Genomic DNA, 25,780 nt, shown 5'->3' on the forward strand with positions numbered 1-25,780 from the left:
CGCAGGCGCATGATTATCGCTGTCTTGCAAACCCGGTACAAGATCACAGCTGGCGAGCTTTCGGCACACTTCAATACAACCGATCGAACGATCTATCGCGACATATCCGCTCTGCGAGGCGCAGGCTATCCAATTCTTGGCGAAGCGGGCGTCGGCTATATTTTGAGATCAAACGCTAACAAGGCAGATTTGCTATGAACACGTCATTTCTGCTGATGGCACAATATAACGGAAAGGCGATTATTCCGGTGGACGATCTGTGCCGGGATTATTTCCCTCACCTGACGCCAGAAAAGTTCGTCCGAAAGGTGACATCTGGAGATATAAAAATTCCACTTGTACGCGTCGAAGAAAGCCAGAAAGCCGCAAAAGGTGTTCATATTAACGACCTGGCCGAATACTTGGATGATCGCCGCGCTGCAGCATTAAGAGAATACCATCAATTTCACCGGTAGGACTCTTAACGTTGGCCGCGCAGGCCCTTGTCAATGAGGCTAATTTGCGCGTTCAACATTTGGATCATATCCAGCAATCGTCCCGCTTCTTCCCTATGAGCTTGCCTGAACTGCTCGTCGCCGTTCTTAGCCGCCAACCTGTGAAGAAAATCCCAGACCGCTATACGAACATCCATTTTATGGTTTGAAAGCTTTCGTAGGCCATTACGAGTATCGATCCCTAATTTTGAACCCCGTACAGACTCGAACTCGATCAGCAGTTCCAATGCCTCACGTACAGGATTCTCTGACATTGCGAAGCCACCGATTGCCCGCTCAACGGATTCTGATGAGATCGCTTCACCTGTAGAAACGCGCTTCAGCAGAGCGGCAGACCGATCATCAAAAAAATACACATGAGAGAGCTTTTCTAAGGCGTCCTCCATAAGTCGACGTTCATTTAACGAAAGGGTAGACTTCGCAATTTTCGCCAACCCGGCCAACACCTTGACAGCAACTAAAACCGGTTCACTCATCCCCAAAGCCCAAACACGATACGATTTAATGGAACTCCACCCGATGATTCAGCCAGAGTGGAGGACTGCTGCACCGAATGTTGTACCGCTTTCAGTACAACATCCTTCAAGAAAATTCTCTTAACTAATTGCTTTAAATAGATAATCTTACCCCAATCAATCCAATCGATCATGGGCGCAACGGCAAAGCGCACATCCGGATAGTTGCGTTTTTTTGATTTTATTTCAGTCATTTATACAACAATCCTGAGAATGCGATTCAGTCGCAATCGGCGCTTTCGGCATTTATTTAAATTCGGAAGGGTGCCAAAAGCCACAATTGATCGAAATGATCAAGTTTCGCCAATATTGCAGTCGCCCCTCAATATAGTGAGCCGAAGCTAATTTTCATACCCGATGCGGGAACAGTATCTGCTCCAAAGACTGTCTTCTCACCCAATAAACATTATGATCGATCACAGAAGCATGCTCCCGATTCTCATCTGCGTAGTTAAAGGAAATTCGACGTGACCTCCTTTTCCCCTTTCGGCAAATCATTCGATGCGTTTCTGTTCGACATGGACGGCACGATATTGAGTTCCATCGAAGCGACCGAACGTGTGTGGAGCGAATGGGCCATACGCCATGGCATTGATCCAGTCACATTCCTGCCGACGATCCATGGTGTCCGGGCAGTTGAAACCGTCCGCCGTCTTGCTCTGCCGGGCGTGGACCCGATCCGCGAGGCGGAGATATTGCTTCAGGCCGAAATGGCGGATCTGGACGGCATTGCACCTATTGACGGCGCATATGACTTCCTCAGTTCATTGCCGCAAGACCGTTGGGCAATCGTGACCTCGGCACCACTTGAACTTGCTACCCGTCGCGTCGCCGCAGCAGGACTGCCGATGCCGAAGACCATCGTTTCTGCCGAAGATGTGGAGCGTGGCAAGCCAAGCCCCGAATGTTTCCAGCTTGGCGCGAAACGACTTGGTTTCGATCCGCATAATTGCCTTGTGTTCGAGGATGCGCCAGCCGGTATCGTTGCAGGAGAAACTGCCGGTGCGAGCGTTGTCGTAGTCACCGCAACGCACCCGCATTCCCCAAAGACATCCCATCTGAGCATTGACAGTTATCGCTCACTGCAGCTCGACATTCTGGATGATGGCAGACTGGCGCTGGAACCGACCACGCCAATCTCGGTAGTTTAGAGCATAATCCGACCGGTGCCAAACGAGGACGATCAAGATTATGCGCTAAATAACCCGCCGTCCCTCTCGCCAGACGGTGCGGATGATCGGAACGTGATCAGCAATCTGCACCCGGACCAGATCAGCCCGCTTGCCGGCAACGATCTCTCCGCGATCATCCAGCCCTACCGCTTTGGCAGGGTTGGCGGAAACCAGACGAATGGCTTGCGGCAGCGAGATGTTTTCGGCGACATCAGCGAGAAAGAACGCCGATTGCATCATGCTGGCCGGAATATAGTCCGACGATATGATGTCGAGATTTCCGGCCTCCGCCAGTTCGCGCGCGGACACATTTCCCGAATGTGAACCGCCGCGTACGACGTTCGGCGCTCCCATAAGCACCGACATCCCGGATTCTTTTGATGCCTTCGCTGCCGTGTGTGTCGTGGGAAATTCCGCGACCCTTATTCCCTGCGCCTTTGCTTCCGCGACATGCTCTGGCGTCGCATCATCGTGGCTTGCCAGAATAACGCCGCGCTGGTGGCACAATTCGGCAATCGCCTTGCGTGTCGGCGCGGAATATTGCTGGGACTGCCCGATACGCCGCTCGCAATAGAGCCGGAATTCTTCTTCCGAGAATTTCAGCTTGCGGATGAAATAGGTCTTGTAGGTTTCGATATCCGTAAACTGCCGCTGCCCCGGCGCGTGATCCATCAGCGACACCAGCCTGACCAGCGCCTGATTGCCAAACTGTTCGAAGGCCGGAAGGCAGTCCGGCGCCGAAACCTCGCAACGCAAATGCAGGAAATGGTCGGCGCGCAGACGGCCCGCATCGCGGCCTTCTGCAATTGCCGACGATAGCTTGCGCATATCGTCAATGCCCGTCTCGGCGTCGTCATCAAAGCCAATGCGCAACGCATCGAAAACGGTCGTTATCCCGGAAGCGGCAATCTGTGCGTCATGCGCCTGCACGGCGGCAATCGGGTTCCAGCGCACCTTCGGGCGCGGCGCATAGTGTCCTTCGAGGTGATCTGTGTGCAGTTCCACCAGTCCGGGTGTCAGGAAGTCGCCTTCCATATCCTCGCCGACACTGGATGCGCCAGCGGAGATATCGGCGATCCTGCCGTCAACAAGCTTCAGGGAACCGAGAACGACATCGTCGGAGAGCACGATGCGGGCATTGCGCAGAACCGTTTCATTTCCCATTGCTTACGGCCTCCCAACCGCTCGTGAGGCCCGAGCAGACGCTATCTTGCCGCCTGTCAGAGGATGCAGCGAATGAATCTCGAAAGGAGCCCCTTTCTCAGGTTCCACGAACAGAGCGAGATTCGCAACCTCTACGGCGTCATCCAGCAGCGGCGTGAAAAATTCGTCCAGCGTCCGCTCCACGCGAGCGCGGTCCTTCTCCTCCACCGGGCCGGTCAGAGTCATATGAAAGCGGAACTCGTCGAAAACATAAGGATAGCCCCAGCGTTCGATATTGTGGCGCTGTGTCTCGCTGAGACGCTCCGGTCGCCGCTTTGCAATTTCCGCCTCGGTGAGCGGTGCGCGAAACCGGTCGAAGGCAACCACAACATCATTGGCAAGCTGGTTCAGCTCGGCAACCGGCTCTTCCGGCACGAGAGCGAAGAACGGGCCAATTGCGTGCAGTTTCAGACGGGGAATAACGACCGGCGATGCCGACGATGCAAAATGCATCAATGCGGAAAGCAGGTCGTTTTCGGTGTGTTCTTCATCCAGCCGGAAGGGAGCCTTCATCGTCGCATGAAAGCCATAACGGCGCGGCTCTTCCGTCAGCTTGGAGATTTCGTCGGTCGCGAGCGAGCGAATCGCTGGCATCTTGACCGGCCCGCCGCTGAACGCATTGCGTCCGAGCCAGTTTGCGGCAACCTTAAGAAGCGCATCACTGGATGGCGGCGTGAAATAAATCGCATAACGCATGTCAAATCCTTAGGCGAGGTTCGCTACACAACGTCAGCAGAACTCCAAAATATCAGGTAATGCATCGTGCTTTTAAAAAGCTATCCCGATTTTGAGGGCGATGCGGTCGGCGGATGCTTACACAATGAATGTGGCAAGTCGATAAAGGCCACATGACAGTACCCACAAACCAATTTTACATAGCGGCAAATTAGTATAGGCGTTAGCCCCATTGGAAGTGAGGAGACTGACATGGGCGGATTTGCGTCTATCGGCGAATGCATGATCGAGCTTTCTGGCAATGAAGGCGATCAATGGCGCATGGGTTTTGCGGGCGATACGCTGAACACTGCCTGGTACATGCGGGCGCTGACGGAAAAATCCTACCCTGTCGAGTACGTTACCGCTTTCGGCGAAGACAGCTTTTCGCAGAAGCAGCGCGTGTTCTTGACGTCGAACGGTATCGGCATCGCGCACAGCCCCATCATCGACGGACTTCACCCCGGCCTTTACGCAATCACGCTTAACGGTGCGGAGCGCTCCTTCACCTATTGGCGGAGCGACGCCGCGGCACGGCGTCTGGCCAGCGACCGCGCAGCCCTGGAAAAAAGCCTGACCGGCCGTGACATCATCTATTTTTCGGGCATTTCGATCGCCATCATCCTGCCTGAGCATCGCGAGACGTTTTTCGACGTCCTGCGGGAATGCCGTGCAGCCGGTTCGCGAATCGCATTCGACCCGAATTTCCGCCACCAGCTCTGGCCAGACCGGAAAGTTGCGCAGGAGATCATCAGCGAAGCCATGCGCATCGCGGATATCGCCCTGCCTACATTCCCCGACGAACAGGCGCTCTTTGGCGACAAGGATGCCAGCACCTGTGCAGATCGCCTTGCCGCACTCGGCGTGAAAGAAATCGTCGTCAAGGACGGCACGGAACCAGCTCTGGTCGTCTCTGGCGATGAAAGGACGCTTGTACCGTCCGTCGTGGCGCAAGCCGTGGACACTACCGGCGCTGGCGACAGTTTTAACGGTGCCTATCTTGCTGCACGTCTGAACGGGCTTTCTCCGGTGGAAGCCGCCCGCAAGGCGCATCTGGTTGCAGCGCGTGTGGTCGAGATACGCGGCGCGCTCGCTCCGATGGAAACCGCACGCGCCGCTTTTGCTGATTGATTATTTTTCGCGTGAAAAGCTGAAATGGCTGGTCTGGGCGTAAATCTCGCCCGGACGTAATATTGCCTGCGGGAAATAGGAATATTCCAGCGATCCCGGCCAGACCTGCGGCTCAAGGCAGAATCCTGCATGTTTTCCGTAGGGCTTGCCCATCAGGCCAATACAGTCATTGGCCATGGTATTGCCTGCATAGAACTGAACACCCGGCTCCGTCGTGGAAACGTCGAGGCGAATACCGGAACGAGCGCCCTTGACCGACGCGCATGGGCGTAATGGTCCCCGCGCTGCGGTCATGCAGAAATTGCTGTCATATTCGACCTGACTGCCGTTTTCCTCGAAGCGAATCGGACGGAATTCCCGGAAATCATATGGCGTTTCTTTGACCGGCAGAACGCGTCCGTCCGGAATGAGAGCGTCGTCGACGGGCATATAGGCATCGGCTTCGATCTTGAGCTGATGATCGAGGATATCGCCCTCGCCGCCATCATCCAGATTGAAGTAGCTGTGATGTAGCAAATTACAGACCGTTGGCTTGTCGGTCACTGCCTCCAGCCGCACGATGAGCGTCCCATCGCCTGTGAGCATATAGGTGCAGCTTACATTCAGGTTGCCGGGAAAGCCCATCTCTCCGTCAGGCGCCACTGTCGCAAGCGTCACGAAATCCGGACCGTTTCCGGTGATCTTCCAGACACGGTTGCCAAGCCCCTTGCTGCCGCCGTGCAGGTTATGAATCCCCTGAAAATTCGGCTCCACCTCGTAGGTCGTTCCGTCCAGATCAAACCGGGCGTTGCGGATGCGATTGGCCGAACGACCTGCAATCGCGCCCAGATGCGGTGAATGGGCCGGATAGTCGGCAAAGTCGCGATAGCCGATCACCAATGGAGCCGCATGGCCCTCCATGCGCAGATCCTGAATGGCCGCGCCCCAATTTATGATCCTGGCCGTCAGCGGGCCGTTGGAGATCGTGAGCCGGTGAACCGCCTGCCCGTCCGGTGCATATCCAAAGATTTCCGAATTCACTTTTGCCTGCCTGTACATGATGCAGCGATGAGATGCTCATGAAGCCGTATCATTGTGCGGGACGCAAGATACATCGTGATCAAATAATGATTTTTAGCCAATCCTGATCGAGCCCACGAACAAGTAGTTTTCACACTATTTTCTTTGCAAGAACCAATGATATTCTGGGTCATAAATTGCTGATTATTATCACGAAATACTAAATTAGAGGCTTTTCAATGAAATCGAATTTCCAGAAAGTCATGCCTTATATTTTTAGTGAAGAAGGCGGATACGCAGACAATCCTGCCGATCCCGGCGGTGCGACCAATATGGGTATCACCATCGCAACCCTGTCTGCGTGGGACGGACATCAGGCGTCGCCTGAAGATATACGGGAAATGACACAGGCAACTGCGACTGAAATCTATCAGGCGCAATTCTGGAACAAGATCGACGGAGATAATCTGCCCTCCGGCATTGACTACGCCCTGTTCGATTTTTCGGTCAATTCAGGTCCAGCACGCGCGGCAAGGATGCTGCAAGGCATTCTGGATATGCCCGAAGACGGGATAATTGGCGCACAGACGGTTGAAGCCGCCAATATGCGGTCCGCTGAAGAGGTCATCGATGCATTGTGCGACGCACGCGCATCCTGGCTGCAAGGCTTGTCCACAGCATCGACCTTTGGAAAAGGCTGGCTTGCCCGCGTCGAGCGCGTGCGTTCTCGTGCTCTGGCGCTCGCCGCAAAGTCGCCAGTCACCCACATGGCAGAACCGGTGAAGGATATCGCACCCAAGGCCCGTCAGAGCGACATTGCCGTCACATCTGTTTTGAAGCATCCAGAAGCTTTGGGGACAATGGGGAGCGTGGCATCGGGTGTGGTGGCAATTGCATCGGGGAATAGCCCAGTGCAATACGCTCTGGCAATTGTGATGATTGCTTGTGCTGTGGTTGGTCTTTGGTACTTTGTCAGGCGGGTCAGAAACGAACCTTGAGCCTGCCGCAACAACTCAGTTTTGAGAATATTTCCAAAACTAGTGGATTGAATTTTACGTTTGATACCCATCCGATATGAATCCCGTTTCAAACGTCAAAATCGAAAAATCCACTAGATTCATAAAGTTACTAGTGGTCTTTTTGCTTCCGACATTTGCTCAGCGCTCATATCCGAGGGATGCAAATGTCGGAATCAGACCACTAGAGTTTGTCTTTATGTTGCGCTTCGCGCGTTGCGCGCCTTATATGCGCTTTTGAAAGCTCGGTGCTTATGAAAGTAATATGACTTTCCCTATCACCGGAAAAACGCTAGATACGCGCAAACAGTCAGATGCGTGCCAACTGTGGCACCGCCATGAATAAAGGAATCGAAACTTGTCCTCTACTTTTGACAAAGTCGCCGACATCATCGCCGAAACCAGTGAAATCGACCGTGACACCATCACGCCAGATAGCCACACCATCGACGATCTGGGCATCGACAGCCTCGACTTCCTCGACATCGTCTTCGCTATCGACAAGGCTTTCGGCATCAAGATTCCGCTTGAGCAGTGGACCCAGGAAGTCAACGAAGGCAAGGTTCCAACCGAAGAATATTTCGTGCTCAAGAATCTCTGCGCGAAAATCGACGAGCTGGTTGCAGCCAAAAAAGGCTGACCCGGCACATAATATGGCGGTATTGAGGGGTGGACAGAAATGTTCGCCCTGATTCCGTTTCTGGTAGTGCGAATTTTTCGCTTGTCAGAGCAGTCTCAGCATCGACGGACAAACGGGACCCATGCAGAACAATAAAGTCGTCATCACAGGTATCGGCATCATCTCCTCGCTTGGCGAAGGGGTCGATGTGCATTGGAACGCTTTCTCTAAGGCTGGCACTGAACCGCGCCTCGAAAAGGAAGCCTTTGCACCCTACACTGTTCATCCATTGGGTGAAGTGGACTGGAGCCTGCAGATTCCAAAGCGTGGCGATCAGCGCCAGATGGAAACCTGGCAGCGCCTTGGCACCTATGCCGCGGGGCTTGCTCTGCAAGATGCAGGCATGAAGGACGACGAGGCGCTTTGCGCGACCATGGATATGGTCGTGGGTGCCGGTGGCGGCGAACGCGATATCACCGTCGATATGCAGATTCTGGATGAAGGCCGCACCCGTAACGATCGCGGCGTCATGCTGAACGAGAAACTCTCGACCGAATTGCGCCCGACGCTGTTTCTGGCCCAGCTCTCCAACCTGCTCGCAGGCAATATTTCGATCGTCCACAAGGTGACCGGTTCTTCGCGCACCTTCATGGGCGAAGAAGGTTCCGGCCTTTCGGCCATCGAGACCGCAGCCGCGCGCATCCGCACCGGTCAGAGCACCCATGCGCTGGTCGGTGGCTCCTACAATGCCGAACATTTCGACATGATTCTCGGTCACGAGCTTGGCGGATTGCTCAAGCATGATGGCTGGGCTTCGCTCTGGCAGCGTGATGGTTCTGCAGGCGGCGGCATGGTTTCCGGTTCCGGCGGCGTATTCCTTGTTCTGGAAAGCGCTGACCACGCGGCCAAGCGCGGCGCGCGCGCCTATGCGGAAGTGACCGGCATCGAAAGTGCGCAGATTCGACGCGAAAGTGCCGACCTCGCCAACACGATCCGCGAACTCATCCTTGCAGCCAATGGCGGCAAGGACCCGTCCTACGTTGTTTCGGGTGCTTCCGGCGCCCATGAAGCGACCGATGCGGAGAAAACAGCACTGGACGGTCTGTCGGCAACCTATCGCGGCATTTCCGGCCTGACCGGTCATATGCGCGAAGCGCAGTTCCCGCTGGCAGTGGCACTTGCAGCCATATCTGTCTGGAAGGGCGAGGCTTTTGCACCGCTGGATGCATCCGAAAAGGATGCCGTAGGCCCGATCAGCGAAGCAATTGTCACCGTAGTTGGCGCTACACGTGCCGAAGGCGCAGCAAAGCTGGTGAGAGTATAAGATGACGAAATATACAGACCATCTCGGCCGTCCCATTGTCGCCATTACCGGCGCTGGCGTGGTTTCCTCGCTCGGTCAGGGCAAGGAAGACAACTGGGCTGCGTTGACCGGCGGGAAATCGGGTATCCATGCCATCACCCGCTTTCCAACCGACAATCTCAATACGCGCTTTTCTGGAACAGTCGATTTCCTGGCCGAAAGCGATGTAGGTGCATCGGCACTCTCGGAAGCGCTGGCCCGGCTCGCCGGTGAAGAAGCCCTCGCACAATCCGGCCTTTCGTCTACCGATTTCGGCGGTCCGCTTTTTCTGGCAGCTCCTCCGGTCGAACTGGACTGGAAAAGCCGGTTTGCGCTTGATGCAACCGTGAAGAATGAAGGCCCGGCAAGCTATCAGCTTCTGCTGGAAACCTGCCGTCGTGCGCGTCAGGATGACCTCTTCAACACGACCCAGTTCGGCTATATCGCAGAACGCCTGTCGGAAGCTTTCGGCACACGCGGCCTGCCGATCACGCTTTCAACCGCTTGTGCTTCGGGTGCGACGGCGATCCAGCTTGGTGTCGAAGCCATCCGTCGCGGCGAAAGTGATCGCGTTCTTTCCATCGGAACTGACGGTTCCGTCTCTGCCGAAGCCCTGATCCGCTTCTCGCTGCTATCGGCCCTTTCCACGCAGAACGACAAGCCGGAAAAGGCTTCCAAGCCATTCTCCAAGGACCGCGACGGCTTTGCCATGTCGGAAGGTTCCGGTGCGCTGGTGATGGAATCACTCGAAAGCGCCGTAGCACGCGGCGCCAAGGTTCTGGGCATTCTCGCCGGTTGTGGCGAAAAGGCTGATGATTTCCATCGCACACGCTCCAAGCCGGATGCCTCGCCTGCCATCGGCACGGTGCGCGCTGCGCTGGCCGATGCCGGTCTGACCGAAGAGCAGATTTCCTATATCAACGCCCACGGCACCTCGACGCCCGAAAACGACAAGATGGAATATCTGGCGCTTTCGACCGTATTCGGCGACAGGCTTGCCTCCATTCCGGTTTCGTCCAACAAGTCGATGATCGGCCATACGCTGACCGCTGCGGGTGCCATTGAAGCCGTCTTCTCGCTTCTGACGATCCAGACAGGCACGCTGCCGCCGACCATCAATTACGACAATCCGGACCCGGCTATTCCGCTTGATGTCGTGCCGAATGTGAAGCGTCAGGCCGAGGTTTCTGCCGTGCTTTCCAACTCGTTCGGTTTCGGCGGACAGAATACGAGCCTTGTTTTGGCGGCAAATCCGAATTAATCGGTCCGGCAAATACGAATTTTCCCATGATCCCGGACGGTTCGCCGTTTCCGGGATTATGTCTTGAAAAGGATTACTTCATGCGCGCCTTGCAGCTTCTCGATGATCGCCGCCTTGAAATTACAGATATCGCACCGCCGCCAGCCCCCGGCATTGGCGAAGTGACAGTGCGGATCAAGGCCGTCGCGCTCAACCACATCGATGTGTGGGGCTGGCGCGGCATGGCGTTTGCCAAGCGCAAGATGCCGCTGGTTATCGGTGCGGAAGCTTCAGGCGTTGTGGATGCCGTCGGTCCGGGCGTTTCCAATCTCTTGCCCGGCCAGCTCGTCTCAATCTATGGCGCGCGCACCTGCGGGCTTTGCCGCGCCTGCCGCGAAGGCCGTGACAATCTGTGCGAGCATGTCGGCGGTGTACATGGTTTCCATCTCGACGGCTTTGCCTGCGAGGCTGTGAACCTGCCTGCCCGCCTGCTCGTTCCGGCACCTCCCAGTGTGGACGCCATCGGCGCCGCCGTCGCGCCTGTAACCTTCGGTACGGTCGAGCATATGCTGTTCGACAATGCCAAGCTGGAGCCCGGTGAAACCGTACTCGTACAGGCTGGCGGTTCCGGCATCGGTTCGGCTGCCATCCAGCTTGCCAAGAAGATGGGCTGCACCGTCATCACCACAGTCGGTTCCGACGACAAGATCGAGAAGGCCAAGGCCCTCGGTGCCGATCATGTCATCAATTACCGTGAAGACCGCTTCGAGGGCGTGGTGCGCAAGCTCACCAAGAAGAAGGGTGTGGACGTGGTGTTCGAGCATGTTGGCGCAGATACCTGGGCGGGTTCGATGCTCAGCATGAAGCGCGGCGCACGTCTCGTCACCTGTGGCTCGACCTCCGGCGTTTCCACGAGCATGAACCTGATGCAGCTCTTCCAGCAGCAGCTCAAGATTCTGGGTTCCTTCGGCTGCCGTATGGAGAATATGGCCGACGCCATGCAGAAAATGGCGCGCGGCATCGTGCATCCGGTCATCGACACTGTGGTCGGCTTCAACGATATCGACACGGCGCTGAAGCGCATGGAAGGCCGCGACGTCTTCGGCAAGATCATTCTCGAGATCGACTGAGTCGCCCACGTCCATGATGTTCAAGCTGAAACTTCTGCTCTTCCGCTGGACCCGCAAGCTGAAGCAGTTCAACTACTGGCTCTGGGCGCAGGCCGTCTTTCTGCTGCTTGGCCTGCTGCGCCTTTTCCCGGCAAAGGCAGCGATCAGCTTTTCCGCCAAAGTGGCCCGTCTGGTCGGGCCGCTGACGCCGCGCCACAAGGTTGCCACTGATAATCTGCGTCAGGCCTATCCTGAGAAAACCGACGCGGAAATCGAAGACATCGCCCGCGAAATGTGGGATTCGATGGCGCGCCTCTTCGCGGAATATATCTTCCTCGATGCTGTTTTCGATTTCGATCCCTATTCCACGAAACCGGGACTGGTCGAAGTGGAAGGCATTCCGATTTTCGAACGCCTGCGCGACGAGAAGAAGCCGCATATCTTCTTCACCGCCCATACCGGCAATTTCGAGCTTTTGCCGATCTGCGCCGCAACCTTCGGCCTGAACGTCACAGCCCTCTTCCGTCCGCCGAACAATCCCTATATCGCCGACAAGGTTCTGAAGGCCCGTCGCACCAATATGGGTCATCTGGTGCCGTCGAAAGCCGGTGCGGCATGGTCGCTTGCGCATATCCTCGATGAAGGCGGCAATGTCGGCATGCTGGTGGATCAGAAGTTCCGCCGCGGCGTGCCTTCCTCTTTCTTCAATCGCCCGGTGAAGACCAATCCGCTATTGGCCAAGCTTGCGCGGCAATATGATTGCGACGTCTATCCGGCACGCTGTATCCGCCTGCCCGGCGGACGCTATCGTCTTGAGCTTTATGAACGCATGGAGCTGCCGCGCGACGACAAGGGCGAGATCGATGTGGCTGCAACAGCGCAGCTTCTGAACGATACCGTCGAAACATGGGTACGCGAATATCCCGGTCAGTGGATGTGGTTCCACAAGCGCTGGGGATAGGATTCTTGCCCCTCATGTGTTAGGGGCTGGCCAAAGTTACGGAGATCACATATGCGCCCCATCGCCATCGCCCCGTCCATCCTTTCCGCCGACTTCGCTCGTCTTGGCGAAGAAGTCGATGCCGTGCTGGAAGCCGGTGCCGACTGGGTGCATATCGACGTCATGGATGGGCATTTTGTGCCGAACATCACTTTCGGCCCGCAAGTGGTGAAGGCGATCCGCCCGCGCACCAAGGCATTCTTCGACGCGCATCTGATGATTGCGCCGTGTGATCCCTATCTGGCACCCTTTGCCGATGCCGGTTGCGATCTCATCACAATTCACGCCGAAGCCGGCCCGCACACGCACCGTTCGCTGCAGTCGATCCGCGCTCTCGGCAAAAAGGCCGGTCTGGCGCTTAACCCGGCAACGCCCGTCGAGGCGCTGACCAACGTTATCGAAGATGTCGATCTCGTCCTCGTCATGACCGTCAATCCCGGTTTTGGCGGTCAGAAGTTCATCGCGCCGATGCTCGACAAGATCAAGCGCGTCCGCGAAATGGTTGGCGACCGCCCTATCGATATCGAAGTCGATGGCGGCATCACGCCGGAAACCGCAGGCTCGGTCGTTGCCGCTGGCGCCAACATTCTCGTGGCCGGTTCTGCGGTTTACAAGGGCAATTCGGTCGAGAGCTACCGCGCCAATATCGACGCCATTCGTGCCGCGGCTGAAGCTGCCCGCAATCGTTAAACTTTCACTTTCTACAGGATGCACCCATGATCCCGCGCTACTCCCGGCCTGAAATGGTCGCCATCTGGTCGCCCGAAACGAAGTTCCGCATCTGGTTCGAGATCGAAGCCTATGCCTGCGAGGCGCTGGCGCAACTCGGCGTCATCCCGAAGGAAGCGGCAAAGACCATCTGGGAAAAGGGTAGCGTGGCGCAGTTTGACGTCGCCCGTATCGACGAAATCGAGGCCGTCACGAAGCATGACGTCATTGCCTTCCTGACGCATCTGGCTGAATTCATCGGCCCGGACAGCCGCTTCGTGCATCAGGGCATGACGTCGTCGGACGTACTCGACACCACGCTCAACGTCCAGCTCGTACGCGCTGCCGATCTGTTGCTTGCCGACATGGACCGCGTTCTGGAAGCCCTGAAGAAGCGTGCTTTTGAACACAAGGATACGGTCCGCATCGGCCGCAGCCATGGCATCCATGCCGAACCGACGACGATGGGTCTCACCTTTGCGCGCTTCTATGCCGAGATGGCGCGTGGCCGCGCCCGCCTCGTTGCGGCGCGCGAGGAAATCGCGACCGGCGCTATTTCCGGTGCCGTCGGCACGTTCGCCAATATCGACCCGCGTGTGGAAGAATATGTCTGCGCCAAGCTCGGCCTCGAAGCAGAGCCGGTTTCGACGCAGGTGATCCCGCGTGACCGCCATGCAATGTTCTTTGCAACGCTCGGCGTTATTGCCTCTTCGATGGAAAATATCGCCATCGAAATCCGCCACATGCAGCGTACGGAAGTTCTGGAAGCAGAAGAATTCTTCTCGCCGGGCCAGAAGGGTTCGTCCGCCATGCCGCACAAGCGCAATCCGGTTCTGACCGAAAACCTGACTGGCCTCGCCCGTCTGGTGCGCATGTCGGTAACGCCTGCGATGGAAAACGTGGCTCTCTGGCACGAACGCGATATTTCGCATTCGAGTGTCGAACGCGCCATCGGACCGGACACCACCATCACCCTCGACTTCGCGCTCAACCGTCTGGCTGGCGTGGTCGAAAAGCTGGTCATCTACCCGGACAACATGCTGAAAAACATGAACAAGTTCCGCGGTCTGGTGCACTCCCAGCGTGTGCTTCTTGCACTCACGCAGGCAGGCGTGTCGCGTGAAGACGCTTATCGTCTGGTGCAGCGCAATGCCATGAAGGTCTGGGAACAGGGTGCCGACTTCCTTGAGGAACTGCTGGCCGACACAGAAGTGCGCGCGGCTCTTTCCGAAGACCAGATCCGCGAAAAGTTCGATCTTGGCTACCACACCAAGCATGTAGACACGATTTTCAAGCGCGTCTTCGGTTGAGATTTCGGCTCTGACGGCCTGCAAATCGCGTCTTACTGCGCTTCCGGTGCTCACGTACCTCAGGTACGCTGCGCTCCGGTTCTCGCAAGCCACGATTTTCGGCACGTCGTAACCAAAATCTGCGCCCCCCCCTTTTAATTGGTTCATAATTTGAATCCGAAAAAGCCCCATACTTATGAAAACATGGGGCTTTTTATATTCTGAAGATCGGCTGTTACGCCTTGGTCTTGATCGTATTGACCACGTTGCCCCATGGGTCCACGAAGGTGCTATTATTGCCGCCACGCGTGTCTTCCAGCTCAACCCAGCCGAGGCCGGTCCGATCCCCGTCACGCTTGCCAGCACCGGCACTCTGCCAGGCATTGGCAGCGATATGGTGATGGTAGCGCCCGGTGGACATGAACACAGCCCGGTCACCATAGGTTTGAACTGTTTCGAGGCCGAGTTCATTGTGCCAGAAGGTTTCAGCTTCATGGGCATTGCCGACGCGCAGATGAACGTGACCAACCACGGTGTTCTGCGGTGCGCCGTCCCATTCTCCGCCCTCGCGCTTGATGACATCGAGCAGATTTCCGACATCGAGCGGATCAGTGCTCATGGCAACGCGGTTGCCATTCCATTGCCACTCATTGTTCGGACGGTCTGAATAGATTTCGATGCCGTTACCCTCGGGGTCGGTCAGATAGATGGCTTCGCTCACCTTATGATCCGATGCACCGCTGACCGGCAATTGCTTATCGATGGCGCGGCGCGACCAGCGCGCGAGATCGCCACGGGTCGGCAGCAGAAATGCGGTGTGATACAAACCGGCGCTGCGCGGATCGTCCGGTTTGGCAGCCGAGAACTGCTCGATTTCCATCAGTTCGCGGTCGCCGGCGCCGAGCACAATCGACGCGCCACGGCGGGTCATCTCGCGCAAGCCCACGACATCACGATAATATTCAGCCAATGTTTCGGCATCGCGCGCCCTCAGGCCAACACGTGCCACACGCATAGGCGTGGTCATTGCGAATGGAAGCGGAGCAACCGGACGTTCCGTTTCGACTGCGGTTGCTCTCAAATGCTGTGTCATGTCGCCCTCCTTCGACGGCATTTCTGCACGAACAGGAAGAATGTTGGCCATGACAGCAGTCCCGGCAGCGCCGAGGATCTTACGTCTGCTGATTGCCATCTCATTATCTCCGTCGCATTTCAAATCTTGCCTAAACATCGCCATTTGGAGCGTGTTTCACAAGATCGCGATCAGCGAACAGGCTGTTCATCATTCGCATGCCTTCTTTGCAAAGCATACAACACGCACGGCTTGAAGAAGTTACCAAGCCTCTCTAAATGGGAAGCCATGAAAGTCAAAGACGCAGATATCCTCATCATCCCCGGCTATACCAATTCCGGCCCCGACCACTGGCAGACCCGTTGGGAGAGTAAACTCTCGACGGCGCGGCGTGTCGAGCAGGCCGAGTGGACCAAGCCTGTTCGCGAAGACTGGATCGGTGAAGTCGTCAAGGCTGCCAATGCAGCAACCAGGCCGATTGTTCTCGTCGCGCATTCGCTCGGTGTTGCAACTGCGGTTCATGCCTTGCCGCATTTTCAGCACAAGGTGGCCGGAGCCTTTTTCGTGGCGCCTCCGGACGTTTCAAACGACAAAATCCGCCCCAAACATCTGATGACGTTCGGCCCCTACCCGCGTGAACGCCTGCCATTCCCCACGATCACCGTGGTCAGCCGCAACGATCCCTTCTCCAGCTTTGAAGCTGCCGAAGATGTCGTGAAGGACTGGGGTGCAATGCTGATCGACGCTGGCGAATCCGGGCATATCAACTCGGAATCCGGGCATGGACCGTGGCCGGAAGGCTCGATGGTGTTCGCCGAGTTCATGACGCAGCTACAAGCGCCCAAGCATCACTGATGTTTACTCATACTGCATGAAAAAGGCGGGTCATTAGCCCGCCTTTTCTTGTTCAATATCTTGCAACGAAATTAGTCGCGAACCGCTTTGGTCAGCGTTTCTGCTGCGAGCCGGATATAACCGCCATCGTTGCTGAGCGTCAGGAAGCGGAAACCAAGCGGAATGTAGCGACGCGCAAACTCCGGTGACGGTGAATAAATACCGGCGATCTTTCCTGCCGCAGCGGCCTTGCGGGCAATATTACCGATAGGTTCCACAATCGCATCCGAATTCGGATTTGCCTCACGCCCGTTGCTCCACGCAATGGAGAAATCAGCCGGTCCCACGAAAACACCGTCGATGCCGCGAACATCCAGAATGGCATCCAGCGCATCATAGGCATCGCGCGTTTCGATCATCGCGAAGGCAAGTGTGTCGTGATTTGCGGTCGTCAGATAATCGTTGGAACCCGGCGCACCGTAATCCGCATTGGCCCGGAACACGCCCCATGAGCGCTCGCCCACCGGCGGATATTTCATGGCGGCTGCAAACCTGCGGGCATCCTCGACCGAATTAATCATCGGAGCGATGACCGCCTGCGCGCCAAAATCCAGCGCACGGCTCGCCATGTCGAAACGTCCGACAGGAACGCGCACGACCGGCGGCTTACCTGCGTTCAGGATGAGGCCGAGAGAGCGAAGAACACTCGCCTCGTCATGGCCGCCATGTTGCATGTCGAGCGTTACGGCATCGAAGGCGCTATGGGCGAGAATTTCGACCGTCAGGGGTTCAGGAAGGGAGGACCATGCGGAAAGCACTGTTTCCCCGGCGCGAAGGCGCGACGACAACGACATTCGAATTTCCTTCATTTCAAAAGGATCGGGGCGGAATTGCTAGATGCAAATGTCGGAATCAGACCACGAGCTGGCCTTCCGCCCCGAACCATAATCAATCCTGCTTCACCTGACGAACGGCTTCCTCAAGGAAAGCGAACATCTTTTCGCGGATTGCTTCATCGTTTACGCTAACGCTCGCCGCATCGAAGTCGGCGCGAATTTTGCGGAAAACATCCTCATCGCCAGCTTCCTCGAAGTCAGCGGCAACGACTTCCTTGGCATAGGCTTCGGCATCCGCATCCTTCTTGCCAAGCTGGTCAGCAGCCCAGAGTCCCAGAAGCTTGTTGCGGCGTGCCTCTGCCTTGAAGCGCAGTTCCGCATCAAGCGCGAATTTCTTTTCAAAAGCGTCGCGGCGATCATCCATGCCAGTGGTCATTCATAAAGCTCCCAGACTTACAAGTTAGAAGAGATCGTCATCCGTTCTCTTGCCTAAAGCTGGCAAGGGGCGCAAGATTATACAAGAGCTAAAGACTACTTTCTTGCGACTCATGCATAAACTTGCATCAGAAACAGCGAAAACGGGGGAACGGGCACAAAGCAGGATTGTTAAAAGCCCACAATTGCTATACGTAGCCCGCGAGAATAGCGGCTTAGAGCCGATCACCATAAATATGGAAATCCGAGAAAAGCCATGAACCGTCGCCGCCGTATTTACGAGGGCAAGGCCAAGATTCTTTATGAAGGCCCTGAACCCGGTACGCTCGTCCAATTTTTCAAAGATGATGCAACCGCTTTCAATGCAAAGAAGCATGAAGTCATCGACGGAAAAGGCGTGCTGAACAACCGCATTTCCGAGCATATTTTTACCCAGCTCAACCGCATTGGCATTCCAACGCACTTTATCCGTCGCCTCAACATGCGTGAGCAGCTGATCAAGGAAGTGGAAATCATTCCGCTTGAAGTGGTTGTGCGCAATGTCGCTGCCGGTTCGCTTGCCAAGCGTCTTGGCCTTGAAGAAGGCACCGTGCTGCCGCGCTCGATCATCGAGTTCTATTACAAGGCTGACGCGCTCGACGACCCAATGGTCACCGAAGAGCATATTACGGCTTTCGGCTGGGCAAGCCCGCCGGAAATCGACGACATCATGGCGCTCGCCATTCGCGTCAACGACTTCCTGACCGGTCTGTTCCTCGGCATCGGCATCCAGCTTGTCGATTTCAAGATGGAATGCGGACGTCTCTGGGAAGGCGACATGATGCGCATCGTCGTCGCCGACGAAATTTCTCCGGACTCTGCACGTCTTTGGGATATCACCACCAATGACAAGCTCGACAAGGACCGTTTCCGCCGCGACATGGGCGGACTGGTCGAGGCCTATCAGGAAGTGGCTCGCCGTCTCGGCATCATGAACGAGAACGACACGCCGCGCCCGGCTGGCCCCACGCTTGTAAAGTAAAATGATCCGCCCAGCCCGGAAGGGCATGATCCTGAACAGTCGACACGGTTTTCGGGATCATGCCAAATCAAGCCTTCCGGGCTGTTTCATTCGTTCTAGAATTGCAGGAACTACAGAGTGATCAAGGCACGCGTCACCGTTACACTGAAAAACGGCGTTCTCGACCCGCAGGGCAAGGCAATCGTCGGCGCGCTCGGCAGCCTCGGTTTTGATGGCGTCAACTCGGCTCGTCAGGGCAAGGTTTTCGACCTCGAACTGAATGGCTCCGACAAGAGCAAGGCCGAAGCCGACCTGAAGGCCATGTGCGAAAAGCTGCTCGCCAACACGGTGATCGAAGACTATTCCATCGCCATCGCCTGAGCCTAACAAAGGAAGCAGACGCCATGAAATCCGCAGTCATTCTTCTTCCCGGTCTCAATCGCGATCGCGACATGATCGCAGCGCTCACCAAGATCACCGGTCAGGCGCCGGTGACCGTCTGGCAGACCGATACGAGCATTCCCGACGATGTGGACCTTATCCTGATTCCGGGCGGCTTCTCCTATGGTGACTATCTGCGTTGCGGCGCAATTGCAGCCCGTATGCCGGTGATGCAGGCCGTTCGCGAGAAGGCCGAAAAAGGCGTCATGGTCATGGGCGTGTGCAACGGTTTCCAGATTCTCGTCGAAGCCGGACTTCTACCGGGCGCATTGATGCGCAATGCTTCGCTGAAGTTCGTCTGCCGCGAAGTGAAGCTCGAAGTAACCAACGCCAACACGTCGTTCACGCGCGGCTACAAGCCGGGCCAGATCATCCGCTGCCCGGTCGCGCATCATGACGGCAATTATTTCGCCGATGCCGAAACGCTGAAGCGTATCGAAGGTGAAGGCCAGGTTGTGTTCCGCTATGCCGAAGGCACCAATCCGAACGGATCGGTCAACGACATCGCCGGTATCGTCAATGCACGCGGCAATGTGCTCGGCATGATGCCGCATCCGGAAAACCTGATCGAAGCCGCGCATGGCGGCGATGACGGTCGGGCGCTCTTCGCAGGCGCATTGGGCATTGCTGCGTAAGCTTGCAGACAGATAAACGGAAAAGGCGGCTTCAATCGAGCCGCCTTTTTTGTTGCGCTTGTTTCGCCGCAAAACTGCACTGGCAAAGCATCTATTTTCGTGGCAGCTTGGCTTCGGGAGGGTTCCAACGGAAGAGAAAACGTCGGGATCGCCCCATATTTGTTTCATGCGCTATCCAAGCAAGAGTGTTCACATTTTTGCTGGAAATGCCTCGCACATTTTAGCGATAACGAATCAGGGGAACTTAATTCATGCAGCTTTATTCCAGACCTCTTTCCCCTTACTCGGCCTTTGTCCGCGGAGTTCTTTACCTGAAGGACCTGCCTTTCAAGCCAGTGAGCCTACCCTACCCTTTTCCGGCCGATTTCGGCAATGTAACGCCGCTTCGCCGCGTACCCGTGCTGATTACCAGTTCCGGTGAAACACTGTTCGAGGGAGCGGTGATCGCCGAATATCTCGAAGATCACTTTCCAGAAACGTCCGTGCTGCCCGGCACGCCGCGCGAGCGCGCGCTTATTCGTCTCCTTGCCCGCGTGACGGAACTGGACGTGCTTGGACCAGCGATGAAGCTTTTCATCCTTTTGAGCAAACCCGAACGCGACGATGCAAGCATCGAACGCCTGTTCGAAAAGATGCATACCGGCCTGAAGGTGGTCGAAGGCCGTCTTTCAGACAAAGCCTATGCCGCCGGAGACGAACCGACACTTGCGGATTGCTGGATCTTGCCGGTACGTTTTCTGATGGAACCGTTGAAGAAGCTCTCGGGCAAAGCGGATTTGCTGGACGAGTTCCCGAAGTTTGATGCATATGCCGCCAAGGCAAAACAGCATCCGGTTTTTGAGCGCATCTGGAACGAGATGAGCGACGGCCTGAAGGCTTTCATGCCGCAACTAGTGGATTGAATTTGACGTTTGAATGCCGACCGAATGAGATGCTGTTTCAAACGTCAAATTCGAAAAATCCACTAGATACATAAAGTTGCTAGTGATCTTTGCGATTCCGACATTTGCTCGGCGCCTGTATCAAAGAGACGCAAATGTCGGAATCAGACCACTAGCTTGAACCTGCCTATTTCCCCCACCTCTCATGCGTGCCTTTTTGAAGGCACGCACTATCGGAGCCCCTCCTTGAAGACCAAGACTTTCGCTCTTCTGGCCCTCCCGGCCATTGCATTGCTTGCAGCCTGCACTTCCAGCAAGCCCACGGGGCCCATCGCCGTCGACGCCAGCAAGGCGGCACTCCCTACCATGGAGCGCATTGCGCTGGCAGCAAATAGCTGCTGGTTCAAATCCAAGGACAAGGATTTCCGCGGTTACTCACTCGCACCGGAACTGAACTCCTTCACCGGACGCCCGCGCATTCTGGTCGTTCCTGCCCGTAATCCGGCCTTACGCCCGCTGCTCGTCGTGCAGGCGCAAGGCAATCCGGCTCGCGTCGAAGCCTTCGGCCCGATGATGCAGGAAGGCCACGGCGGCAGGATCGCCGCCGACGTCAACCGCTGGGCTTCAGGCCAGAGCGGCTGCCAGTAATCAAGCCGTCGCGGAAAGCAGCTTTCCGCGACGCATCTCAACGCAAGTGAAAACGCACCTTGCGCGCTTCGCGCTCCGCTTCGTCGCGCTGTAGTCCAATGTCGCGCAACTGATCATCGGTCAGTTCGCCCAATGCGATCCGACTGCGTCGCAGCATCATTCGATAAGATACCCAGTCTAAAAAACGGTTTACATATCCGATTTGTGGCTGGGAGGCCGTTGTCAGATTAACCTGTAATCCTTTCGGCAAATCCGTGATGCTATCTGCAATGGGCACAGGAAGAATTGTATCTATTGTCTCGGTCTGCGGTCTAAAGTAGAACATTGGCTCGGTCCATTTCATTGCCAGTTGGGCCAGTTGGGCCAGTTGGGAGCTGGGCAGCAGTGGAGGCAAACCTTATGTTTAGCTCGATGTCTGCATTGTCACCAAGTAGCGACGAATTGACTCTATAATTGACTTGGTAATAGGTACAATTTATAAGTTGTCACCATGACAAATTGGATTCCAGACCTTGCCGGTAAATCCGGCCCGTTCTATCTGCAGCTTGCCGATGCCATCGAAGAGGCTATCGGCAACGGCGGTTTGCCTGCGGGTGCCAAACTTCCCCCGCAACGCAATCTCGCTTTCGACTTGAAGGTGACAATCGGTACAATCGGTCGTGCTTATGCCTTGGCCCATGAACGCGGTCTCGTGACGGGTGAAGTCGGGCGAGGAACCTATGTCCTGGGTGAAGAACCGGCAGACAATGCGCTCGCCGCCTCTGGCATCGCTGGCACAAAGCCTGCTGACGTCCCATCCGGGAAAATACGTTTCGACACGACTGCCGCTCCTGATGTCGGCCAGCACGAAATTCTGGCCAAAATCAATGCCGAAATTCACCGGGATTTCCCGCAGGATATTGCGAGCTATTCGCGCTACTTCCCGCAGCACTGGCTGGAAGCCGGGCAGAAATGGCTTTCGCGGGCTGACTGGCAGCCAGACCTCGACAATATTGTCGTTACCAATGGCGCGCAGGCTGCGAGCATCGCAATCATCACAGCCTTCACGAATCCGGGTGATCGCATCCTGTTCGAAAATCTGACTTATGCGCAGATCAGCCGCTCCGTGCGCCTTCTCGGGCGCCGTACCATTCAGGCCGGTCTGGATGAATATGGTCTGATCCCGGAAGAATTCGAACGGGCCTGCCGCCAGCAACATCCCACCCTCGCGTTTCTGATGCCGACGCTGCACAATCCGACATTATCCGTCATGCCTGAAGAACGGCGTCGCGCAATCGCCGACATCGCAAGGCGTTACAATGTCTGGCTTATCGAAGACGATATCTATGGCGTCATGTGCGACAACCAGAATCCACCCTTGGCAAGTTTTGCGCCTGAACGCACCTTTGTCGTCTCTGGTCTGTCGAAGGCCGTTGCCGCAGGGATACGCAGCGGCTGGGTCGCCTGCCCTGCGCATTGCGCCCAACGTGTGAAGGTAACGCACAAAATGGTCACGGGCGGCGCAGCGTTTTTGCTCGCCGAAACCGGCGCTCAGCTTGTGTTGTCAGGTGAAGCAGACGCCATTCACAGCAAATGTCGCGAAGAAACGGTCATTCGCGAAAAAATGGCGAGAGAAATCTTCGACGGTTTCGATTTCGTATCCCGCCCGACAGTTCCGTTTCTGTGGATGGGACTGCCCGAGCCGTGGCTTTCAGGCACGTTCAAGGCGGCCGCCTATGAAAGCGGAATCCTGATCGACGATGAAGATGAGTTCAAGGCCGGACGTGTCGATCAGATTTATCACAGGGTCCGCGTTGCCTTCTCGTCTCCGGCTGATCGCAGTGTCGTCGAAAACTGTTTTCTGACGCTCCGTCGCCTGCTTGAAAACGAACAGGCAGGATATGAAGGGAGTGTCTGACCGCGTGCGCTTGCGTGCGATTATTATGGATATTCGATGAAGGGCTGGAAAAGCGGTATTTTCCTGTCGCACTTCGTGAAAACATAGGTTAAAGAGGCGCCTTGAAACCTTAGGCGACCGTCCCTTAGGCACAGGGCGTCGGACGCCGCAGCCTGCGACGGGGTTCCCCATTTCCATGACTATTTCCAATACGCGAGACATCACGCCGGAATTGATCGAAGCGCATGGTCTTAAGCCGGACGAGTATCAGCGCATTCTTGAACTGATCGGACGCGAGCCCACCTTCACAGAGCTCGGAATTTTCTCGGCCATGTGGAACGAGCATTGCTCCTACAAGTCCTCCAAGAAATGGCTTCGCACGCTTCCGACAACCGGACCGCGCGTTATTCAGGGTCCCGGTGAAAACGCAGGCGTGGTGGACATCGGCGATGGCGATTGCGTCGTCTTCAAGATGGAAAGTCACAACCACCCATCCTACATCGAGCCCTATCAGGGTGCAGCGACCGGTGTCGGCGGCATTTTGCGCGACGTGTTCACCATGGGCGCGCGTCCCGTTGCGGCGATGAATGCGCTCCGCTTTGGCGAACCCGATCATCCGAAGACCCGTCACCTGGTATCCGGCGTCGTGTCGGGCGTCGGCGGCTATGGCAATGCCTTCGGCGTGCCGACCGTTGGTGGCGAAGTGAACTTCGACAAGCGCTATAACGGCAATATCCTCGTCAATGCCTTTGCTGCCGGTCTTGCCAAGCATGATGGCATCTTCCTGTCGGAAGCCAAGGGCGTAGGCCTGCCGGTTGTCTATCTGGGTGCCAAGACGGGCCGCGACGGTGTCGGCGGCGCGACCATGGCATCCGCTGAATTCGACGAGTCGATTGAAGAAAAGCGCCCTACCGTTCAGGTCGGCGATCCATTTACCGAAAAGTGCCTGCTTGAAGCCTGCCTTGAGCTGATGGCCTCCGGCGCGGTTATCGCCATTCAGGATATGGGTGCGGCTGGCCTCACCTGTTCGGCTGTCGAAATGGGCGCAAAGGGTGACCTTGGCATTGAACTCATTCTCGACCATGTTCCCGTCCGCGAAGAGAACATGACGGCCTATGAGATGATGCTGTCGGAAAGCCAGGAGCGCATGCTCATGGTTCTGAAGCCCGAGAAGGAGACGCAAGCGCAGGCCATTTTCCGCAAATGGGGTCTCGACTTCGCCATCGTCGGCAAGACGACCGACGATCTGCGTTTCCGCGTTATTCATCAGGGCGAGGAAGTCGCCAACCTGCCGATCAAGGATCTGGGCGACGAAGCGCCGGAATATGATCGTCCATGGATGGAGCCGGGCAAGCACGCGCCGCTCCCGGCCAGCAATGTGCCGCAGGTGGAAGACTATTCGGCAGCCCTTCTCAAGCTCATCGGTTCGCCCGATCTTTCGTCGCGTCGCTGGGTCTATGAACAGTATGATACGCTCATTCAGGGCAATTCGCTGCAGGTTCCGGGCGGCGACGCCGGTGTAATCCGCGTCGAGGGTCATGAAACCAAGGCGCTCGCCTTCTCATCCGACGTGACCCCGCGCTATTGCGAAGCCGATCCATTCGAGGGTGGCAAGCAGGCCGTGGCCGAATGCTGGCGCAACATCACGGCGACTGGCGCAGAACCGTTGGCATCGACCGACAACCTGAACTTCGGCAACCCTGAAAAGCCGGAAATAATGGGCCAGCTCGTCAAGGCCATTGAAGGTATCGGTGAAGCCTGCCGCGCGCTCGATTTCCCGATCGTTTCGGGCAATGTCTCGCTCTATAACGAAACCAACGGTCAGGCCATCCTGCCAACGCCGACCATTGCAGGCGTTGGCCTCATCCCTGACTGGACACAGACCGCCAAGATCGGCGGCATGCAGGACGGTGACACGCTGGTTCTGCTTGGCGGCGACGGCACACATCTCGGCCAGTCGGTTTACCTGCGCGATCTGTTCGACCGTGCCGATGGCCCTGCCCCGACAGTCGATCTGGCACTTGAAAAGCGTAACGGCGAATTTGTTCGTTCGGCCATCCGCAACGGCCAGGTTACGGCCTGCCATGACCTTTCCGATGGCGGTTTGGCGATTACCGTCGCGGAAATGGCGATCAAGTCCGGCAAGGGCGCAGAACTTGATGCCGGTGATGGTCTACCGCACGCGGTCCTTTTCGGTGAAGATCAGGCGCGTTATGTCGTCGCGGCTACGGCGGAAATGGCAAAACTCATTGCCCTCAATGCAGAAGGCGCAGGCGTTCCGTTCCGCGTGCTCGGCACGGTTGGCGGCGACCGCCTGAAGATTGGCGATCTGGTCAATGTCGGCGTTGCCGATCTGACCGGCACCTTTGAAGGCTGGTTCCCCGGCTTTATGAGTGGCGAACCGGCCAGTGATAACTGACCTGGTTTTGCATCGTTGATATCTTTTACCGCCCGGATGGAAAGCCTGTCCGGGCGGTTTGCTTGTCGGCTATTTAAGCGTTAGACAGATGTTAGTTGACGTTCCACGATGGTGCGTTACGATTCGACAAAATGATAAGAAGAAGCCGGAAA

28 protein-coding genes and 1 pseudogene are annotated in these 25,780 nt (G+C 56.4%); 20 read left to right on the forward strand and 9 right to left on the reverse strand.

Annotated elements, in window-relative coordinates:
- Positions 1 to 9: 9 nt before the first annotated feature.
- Together F9K91_RS26695 and F9K91_RS10630 are read left to right on the forward strand one after the other, a co-directional pair.
- Positions 10 to 168: pseudogene (locus tag F9K91_RS26695) on the forward strand (helix-turn-helix transcriptional regulator); the annotation flags it as partial.
- Between the two features lie 26 nt (positions 169 to 194).
- Positions 195 to 455 (forward strand): pyocin activator PrtN family protein, encoded by a 261-nt coding sequence (locus tag F9K91_RS10630; RefSeq protein WP_151677789.1) that lies wholly within the window; start codon positions 195 to 197, stop codon positions 453 to 455.
- A 5-nt stretch (positions 456 to 460) separates the two neighbouring features.
- Here the strand turns inward: F9K91_RS10630 and F9K91_RS10635 are convergent, their stop codons facing one another.
- Together F9K91_RS10635 and F9K91_RS10640 are read right to left on the reverse strand one after the other, a co-directional pair.
- Positions 461 to 970: a hypothetical protein gene (locus tag F9K91_RS10635; protein WP_151677790.1), complete on the reverse strand. Its 510-nt coding sequence runs from the start codon at positions 968 to 970 to the stop codon at positions 461 to 463.
- Positions 967 to 1,203 carry a hypothetical protein gene (locus F9K91_RS10640; RefSeq protein WP_151677791.1) on the reverse strand — a complete coding sequence of 79 codons (237 nt, stop codon included), beginning with the start codon at positions 1,201 to 1,203 and terminating at the stop codon, positions 967 to 969. Before F9K91_RS10640 ends, F9K91_RS10635 begins: the two co-directional genes overlap by 4 nt.
- Positions 1,204 to 1,476: 273 nt before the next feature.
- On the opposite strand from F9K91_RS10640, the gene F9K91_RS10645 reads away from it, so the two are divergent.
- Positions 1,477 to 2,160: an HAD family hydrolase gene (locus F9K91_RS10645; RefSeq protein WP_151677792.1), complete on the forward strand. Its 684-nt coding sequence runs from the start codon at positions 1,477 to 1,479 to the stop codon at positions 2,158 to 2,160.
- Between the two features lie 45 nt (positions 2,161 to 2,205).
- On the opposite strand, the gene F9K91_RS10650 is transcribed toward F9K91_RS10645, so the two are convergent.
- Both F9K91_RS10650 and F9K91_RS10655 read right to left on the reverse strand, forming a co-directional pair.
- On the reverse strand, positions 2,206 to 3,345 hold the full coding sequence (locus F9K91_RS10650; RefSeq protein WP_151557370.1) for an alpha-D-ribose 1-methylphosphonate 5-triphosphate diphosphatase: 1,140 nt from the start codon (positions 3,343 to 3,345) through the stop codon (positions 2,206 to 2,208).
- Positions 3,346 to 3,348: 3 nt separating this feature from the next.
- Complete coding sequence (locus F9K91_RS10655; protein WP_151557368.1) at positions 3,349 to 4,080, reverse strand: DUF1045 domain-containing protein; 732 nt, start codon at positions 4,078 to 4,080, stop codon at positions 3,349 to 3,351.
- A 231-nt stretch (positions 4,081 to 4,311) separates the two neighbouring features.
- On the opposite strand from F9K91_RS10655, the gene F9K91_RS10660 reads away from it, so the two are divergent.
- Positions 4,312 to 5,229, forward strand: a complete 918-nt coding sequence (locus F9K91_RS10660) for a sugar kinase (protein ID WP_151557366.1) — start codon at positions 4,312 to 4,314, stop codon at positions 5,227 to 5,229.
- On the opposite strand, the gene F9K91_RS10665 is transcribed toward F9K91_RS10660, so the two are convergent.
- On the reverse strand, positions 5,230 to 6,249 hold the full coding sequence (locus F9K91_RS10665) for an aldose epimerase family protein (RefSeq protein WP_151557364.1): 1,020 nt from the start codon (positions 6,247 to 6,249) through the stop codon (positions 5,230 to 5,232). It lies immediately after the preceding gene.
- A 218-nt stretch (positions 6,250 to 6,467) separates the two neighbouring features.
- On the opposite strand from F9K91_RS10665, the gene F9K91_RS10670 reads away from it, so the two are divergent.
- The 8 genes from F9K91_RS10670 (at position 6,468) to purB (ending at position 14,572) form a co-directional block, all read left to right on the forward strand.
- Positions 6,468 to 7,226 carry a glycoside hydrolase family 108 protein gene (locus F9K91_RS10670; protein ID WP_151557362.1) on the forward strand — a complete coding sequence of 253 codons (759 nt, stop codon included), beginning with the start codon at positions 6,468 to 6,470 and terminating at the stop codon, positions 7,224 to 7,226.
- Between the two features lie 376 nt (positions 7,227 to 7,602).
- Positions 7,603 to 7,884, forward strand: coding sequence for an acyl carrier protein (locus F9K91_RS10675; protein ID WP_006466638.1), 282 nt, complete (start codon positions 7,603 to 7,605; stop codon positions 7,882 to 7,884).
- A 121-nt stretch (positions 7,885 to 8,005) separates the two neighbouring features.
- Complete coding sequence (locus F9K91_RS10680; protein WP_151557360.1) at positions 8,006 to 9,187, forward strand: beta-ketoacyl-ACP synthase; 1,182 nt, start codon at positions 8,006 to 8,008, stop codon at positions 9,185 to 9,187.
- A 1-nt stretch (position 9,188) separates the two neighbouring features.
- A complete protein-coding gene (locus F9K91_RS10685; protein WP_151677793.1) occupies positions 9,189 to 10,466 on the forward strand; it encodes a beta-ketoacyl-ACP synthase in 1,278 nt (425 codons plus the stop codon).
- 80 nt (positions 10,467 to 10,546) lie between these two features.
- Positions 10,547 to 11,575, forward strand: a complete 1,029-nt coding sequence (locus tag F9K91_RS10690; protein ID WP_151557416.1) for a zinc-binding dehydrogenase — start codon at positions 10,547 to 10,549, stop codon at positions 11,573 to 11,575.
- A gap of 13 nt (positions 11,576 to 11,588) precedes the next feature.
- Positions 11,589 to 12,515, forward strand: coding sequence for a lipid A biosynthesis lauroyl acyltransferase (locus tag F9K91_RS10695; RefSeq protein WP_151557356.1), 927 nt, complete (start codon positions 11,589 to 11,591; stop codon positions 12,513 to 12,515).
- 51 nt (positions 12,516 to 12,566) lie between these two features.
- A complete protein-coding gene (rpe, locus tag F9K91_RS10700; protein ID WP_061345418.1) occupies positions 12,567 to 13,244 on the forward strand; it encodes a ribulose-phosphate 3-epimerase in 678 nt (225 codons plus the stop codon).
- 26 nt (positions 13,245 to 13,270) lie between these two features.
- Positions 13,271 to 14,572 carry an adenylosuccinate lyase gene (gene purB, locus F9K91_RS10705; protein WP_151557355.1) on the forward strand — a complete coding sequence of 434 codons (1,302 nt, stop codon included), beginning with the start codon at positions 13,271 to 13,273 and terminating at the stop codon, positions 14,570 to 14,572.
- Positions 14,573 to 14,786: 214 nt separating this feature from the next.
- Here the strand turns inward: purB and F9K91_RS10710 are convergent, their stop codons facing one another.
- The gene (locus F9K91_RS10710; protein WP_412842159.1) at positions 14,787 to 15,743 is read right to left on the reverse strand and encodes a VOC family protein; all 957 of its coding nucleotides are present in this window, start codon (positions 15,741 to 15,743) and stop codon (positions 14,787 to 14,789) included.
- A 168-nt stretch (positions 15,744 to 15,911) separates the two neighbouring features.
- Between F9K91_RS10710 and F9K91_RS10715 the strand changes: the two genes are divergently transcribed.
- The gene (locus F9K91_RS10715; RefSeq protein ID WP_010661212.1) at positions 15,912 to 16,478 is read left to right on the forward strand and encodes an alpha/beta hydrolase; all 567 of its coding nucleotides are present in this window, start codon (positions 15,912 to 15,914) and stop codon (positions 16,476 to 16,478) included.
- A gap of 71 nt (positions 16,479 to 16,549) precedes the next feature.
- Here F9K91_RS10715 and F9K91_RS10720 read toward each other — a convergent pair whose 3' ends face one another.
- A complete protein-coding gene (locus tag F9K91_RS10720; protein ID WP_029376246.1) occupies positions 16,550 to 17,317 on the reverse strand; it encodes an HpcH/HpaI aldolase family protein in 768 nt (255 codons plus the stop codon).
- A gap of 88 nt (positions 17,318 to 17,405) precedes the next feature.
- Entirely contained in the window at positions 17,406 to 17,729 is a 324-nt protein-coding gene (locus F9K91_RS10725) for a DUF1476 domain-containing protein (protein ID WP_140019652.1), read from the reverse strand.
- A gap of 255 nt (positions 17,730 to 17,984) precedes the next feature.
- On the opposite strand from F9K91_RS10725, the gene purC reads away from it, so the two are divergent.
- From purC to F9K91_RS10755, 5 genes are all read left to right on the forward strand, one after another.
- Complete coding sequence (gene purC / locus F9K91_RS10735) at positions 17,985 to 18,749, forward strand: phosphoribosylaminoimidazolesuccinocarboxamide synthase (RefSeq protein ID WP_010661209.1); 765 nt, start codon at positions 17,985 to 17,987, stop codon at positions 18,747 to 18,749.
- A gap of 117 nt (positions 18,750 to 18,866) precedes the next feature.
- On the forward strand, positions 18,867 to 19,109 hold the full coding sequence (gene purS / locus F9K91_RS10740) for a phosphoribosylformylglycinamidine synthase subunit PurS (protein WP_061345423.1): 243 nt from the start codon (positions 18,867 to 18,869) through the stop codon (positions 19,107 to 19,109).
- Positions 19,110 to 19,132: 23 nt separating this feature from the next.
- On the forward strand, positions 19,133 to 19,804 hold the full coding sequence (gene purQ, locus F9K91_RS10745; RefSeq protein WP_104754066.1) for a phosphoribosylformylglycinamidine synthase subunit PurQ: 672 nt from the start codon (positions 19,133 to 19,135) through the stop codon (positions 19,802 to 19,804).
- A 251-nt stretch (positions 19,805 to 20,055) separates the two neighbouring features.
- Positions 20,056 to 20,706, forward strand: a complete 651-nt coding sequence (locus F9K91_RS10750) for a glutathione S-transferase family protein (RefSeq protein WP_151557353.1) — start codon at positions 20,056 to 20,058, stop codon at positions 20,704 to 20,706.
- Positions 20,707 to 20,931: 225 nt separating this feature from the next.
- Entirely contained in the window at positions 20,932 to 21,333 is a 402-nt protein-coding gene (locus F9K91_RS10755) for a hypothetical protein (RefSeq protein ID WP_071631734.1), read from the forward strand.
- Positions 21,334 to 21,370: 37 nt separating this feature from the next.
- Here the strand turns inward: F9K91_RS10755 and F9K91_RS10760 are convergent, their stop codons facing one another.
- Complete coding sequence (locus F9K91_RS10760; RefSeq protein WP_151557351.1) at positions 21,371 to 21,676, reverse strand: DUF1127 domain-containing protein; 306 nt, start codon at positions 21,674 to 21,676, stop codon at positions 21,371 to 21,373.
- A 147-nt stretch (positions 21,677 to 21,823) separates the two neighbouring features.
- Here F9K91_RS10760 and F9K91_RS10765 point away from each other — a divergent pair, with 147 nt between their 5' ends.
- Together F9K91_RS10765 and purL are read left to right on the forward strand one after the other, a co-directional pair.
- On the forward strand, positions 21,824 to 23,230 hold the full coding sequence (locus F9K91_RS10765; RefSeq protein WP_151651453.1) for an aminotransferase-like domain-containing protein: 1,407 nt from the start codon (positions 21,824 to 21,826) through the stop codon (positions 23,228 to 23,230).
- A 175-nt stretch (positions 23,231 to 23,405) separates the two neighbouring features.
- Positions 23,406 to 25,628, forward strand: coding sequence for a phosphoribosylformylglycinamidine synthase subunit PurL (purL, locus tag F9K91_RS10770; RefSeq protein WP_151557347.1), 2,223 nt, complete (start codon positions 23,406 to 23,408; stop codon positions 25,626 to 25,628).
- Positions 25,629 to 25,780: the final 152 nt, after the last annotated feature.

Source organism: Brucella tritici (assembly GCF_008932295.1).
GTDB lineage: Bacteria > Pseudomonadota > Alphaproteobacteria > Rhizobiales > Rhizobiaceae > Brucella > Brucella tritici.

What these genes read in the sequence shown, in the direction of transcription:
- F9K91_RS10680 (WP_151557360.1), top strand. Translation starts at nt 8,006, where the DNA reads ATGCAGAACAATAAAGTCGTCATCACAGGTATCGGCATCATCTCCTCG.
- purQ (WP_104754066.1), top strand. Translation starts at nt 19,133, where the DNA reads ATGAAATCCGCAGTCATTCTTCTTCCCGGTCTCAATCGCGATCGCGAC.
- F9K91_RS10635 (WP_151677790.1), bottom strand. Translation starts at nt 970, where the DNA reads ATGAGTGAACCGGTTTTAGTTGCTGTCAAGGTGTTGGCCGGGTTGGCG.
- purB (WP_151557355.1), top strand. Translation starts at nt 13,271, where the DNA reads ATGATCCCGCGCTACTCCCGGCCTGAAATGGTCGCCATCTGGTCGCCC.
- F9K91_RS10640 (WP_151677791.1), bottom strand. Translation starts at nt 1,203, where the DNA reads ATGACTGAAATAAAATCAAAAAAACGCAACTATCCGGATGTGCGCTTT.
- F9K91_RS10710 (WP_412842159.1), bottom strand. Translation starts at nt 15,743, where the DNA reads ATGGCAATCAGCAGACGTAAGATCCTCGGCGCTGCCGGGACTGCTGTC.
- rpe (WP_061345418.1), top strand. Translation starts at nt 12,567, where the DNA reads ATGCGCCCCATCGCCATCGCCCCGTCCATCCTTTCCGCCGACTTCGCT.
- F9K91_RS10715 (WP_010661212.1), top strand. Translation starts at nt 15,912, where the DNA reads ATGAAAGTCAAAGACGCAGATATCCTCATCATCCCCGGCTATACCAAT.
- F9K91_RS10750 (WP_151557353.1), top strand. Translation starts at nt 20,056, where the DNA reads ATGCAGCTTTATTCCAGACCTCTTTCCCCTTACTCGGCCTTTGTCCGC.
- F9K91_RS10695 (WP_151557356.1), top strand. Translation starts at nt 11,589, where the DNA reads ATGATGTTCAAGCTGAAACTTCTGCTCTTCCGCTGGACCCGCAAGCTG.
- F9K91_RS10725 (WP_140019652.1), bottom strand. Translation starts at nt 17,729, where the DNA reads ATGACCACTGGCATGGATGATCGCCGCGACGCTTTTGAAAAGAAATTC.
- F9K91_RS10655 (WP_151557368.1), bottom strand. Translation starts at nt 4,080, where the DNA reads ATGCGTTATGCGATTTATTTCACGCCGCCATCCAGTGATGCGCTTCTT.
- F9K91_RS10690 (WP_151557416.1), top strand. Translation starts at nt 10,547, where the DNA reads ATGCGCGCCTTGCAGCTTCTCGATGATCGCCGCCTTGAAATTACAGAT.
- F9K91_RS10630 (WP_151677789.1), top strand. Translation starts at nt 195, where the DNA reads ATGAACACGTCATTTCTGCTGATGGCACAATATAACGGAAAGGCGATT.
- F9K91_RS10760 (WP_151557351.1), bottom strand. Translation starts at nt 21,676, where the DNA reads ATGAAATGGACCGAGCCAATGTTCTACTTTAGACCGCAGACCGAGACA.
- F9K91_RS10670 (WP_151557362.1), top strand. Translation starts at nt 6,468, where the DNA reads ATGAAATCGAATTTCCAGAAAGTCATGCCTTATATTTTTAGTGAAGAA.
- F9K91_RS10685 (WP_151677793.1), top strand. Translation starts at nt 9,189, where the DNA reads ATGACGAAATATACAGACCATCTCGGCCGTCCCATTGTCGCCATTACC.
- purC (WP_010661209.1), top strand. Translation starts at nt 17,985, where the DNA reads ATGAACCGTCGCCGCCGTATTTACGAGGGCAAGGCCAAGATTCTTTAT.
- purL (WP_151557347.1), top strand. Translation starts at nt 23,406, where the DNA reads ATGACTATTTCCAATACGCGAGACATCACGCCGGAATTGATCGAAGCG.
- F9K91_RS10650 (WP_151557370.1), bottom strand. Translation starts at nt 3,345, where the DNA reads ATGGGAAATGAAACGGTTCTGCGCAATGCCCGCATCGTGCTCTCCGAC.
- F9K91_RS10660 (WP_151557366.1), top strand. Translation starts at nt 4,312, where the DNA reads ATGGGCGGATTTGCGTCTATCGGCGAATGCATGATCGAGCTTTCTGGC.
- F9K91_RS10765 (WP_151651453.1), top strand. Translation starts at nt 21,824, where the DNA reads ATGACAAATTGGATTCCAGACCTTGCCGGTAAATCCGGCCCGTTCTAT.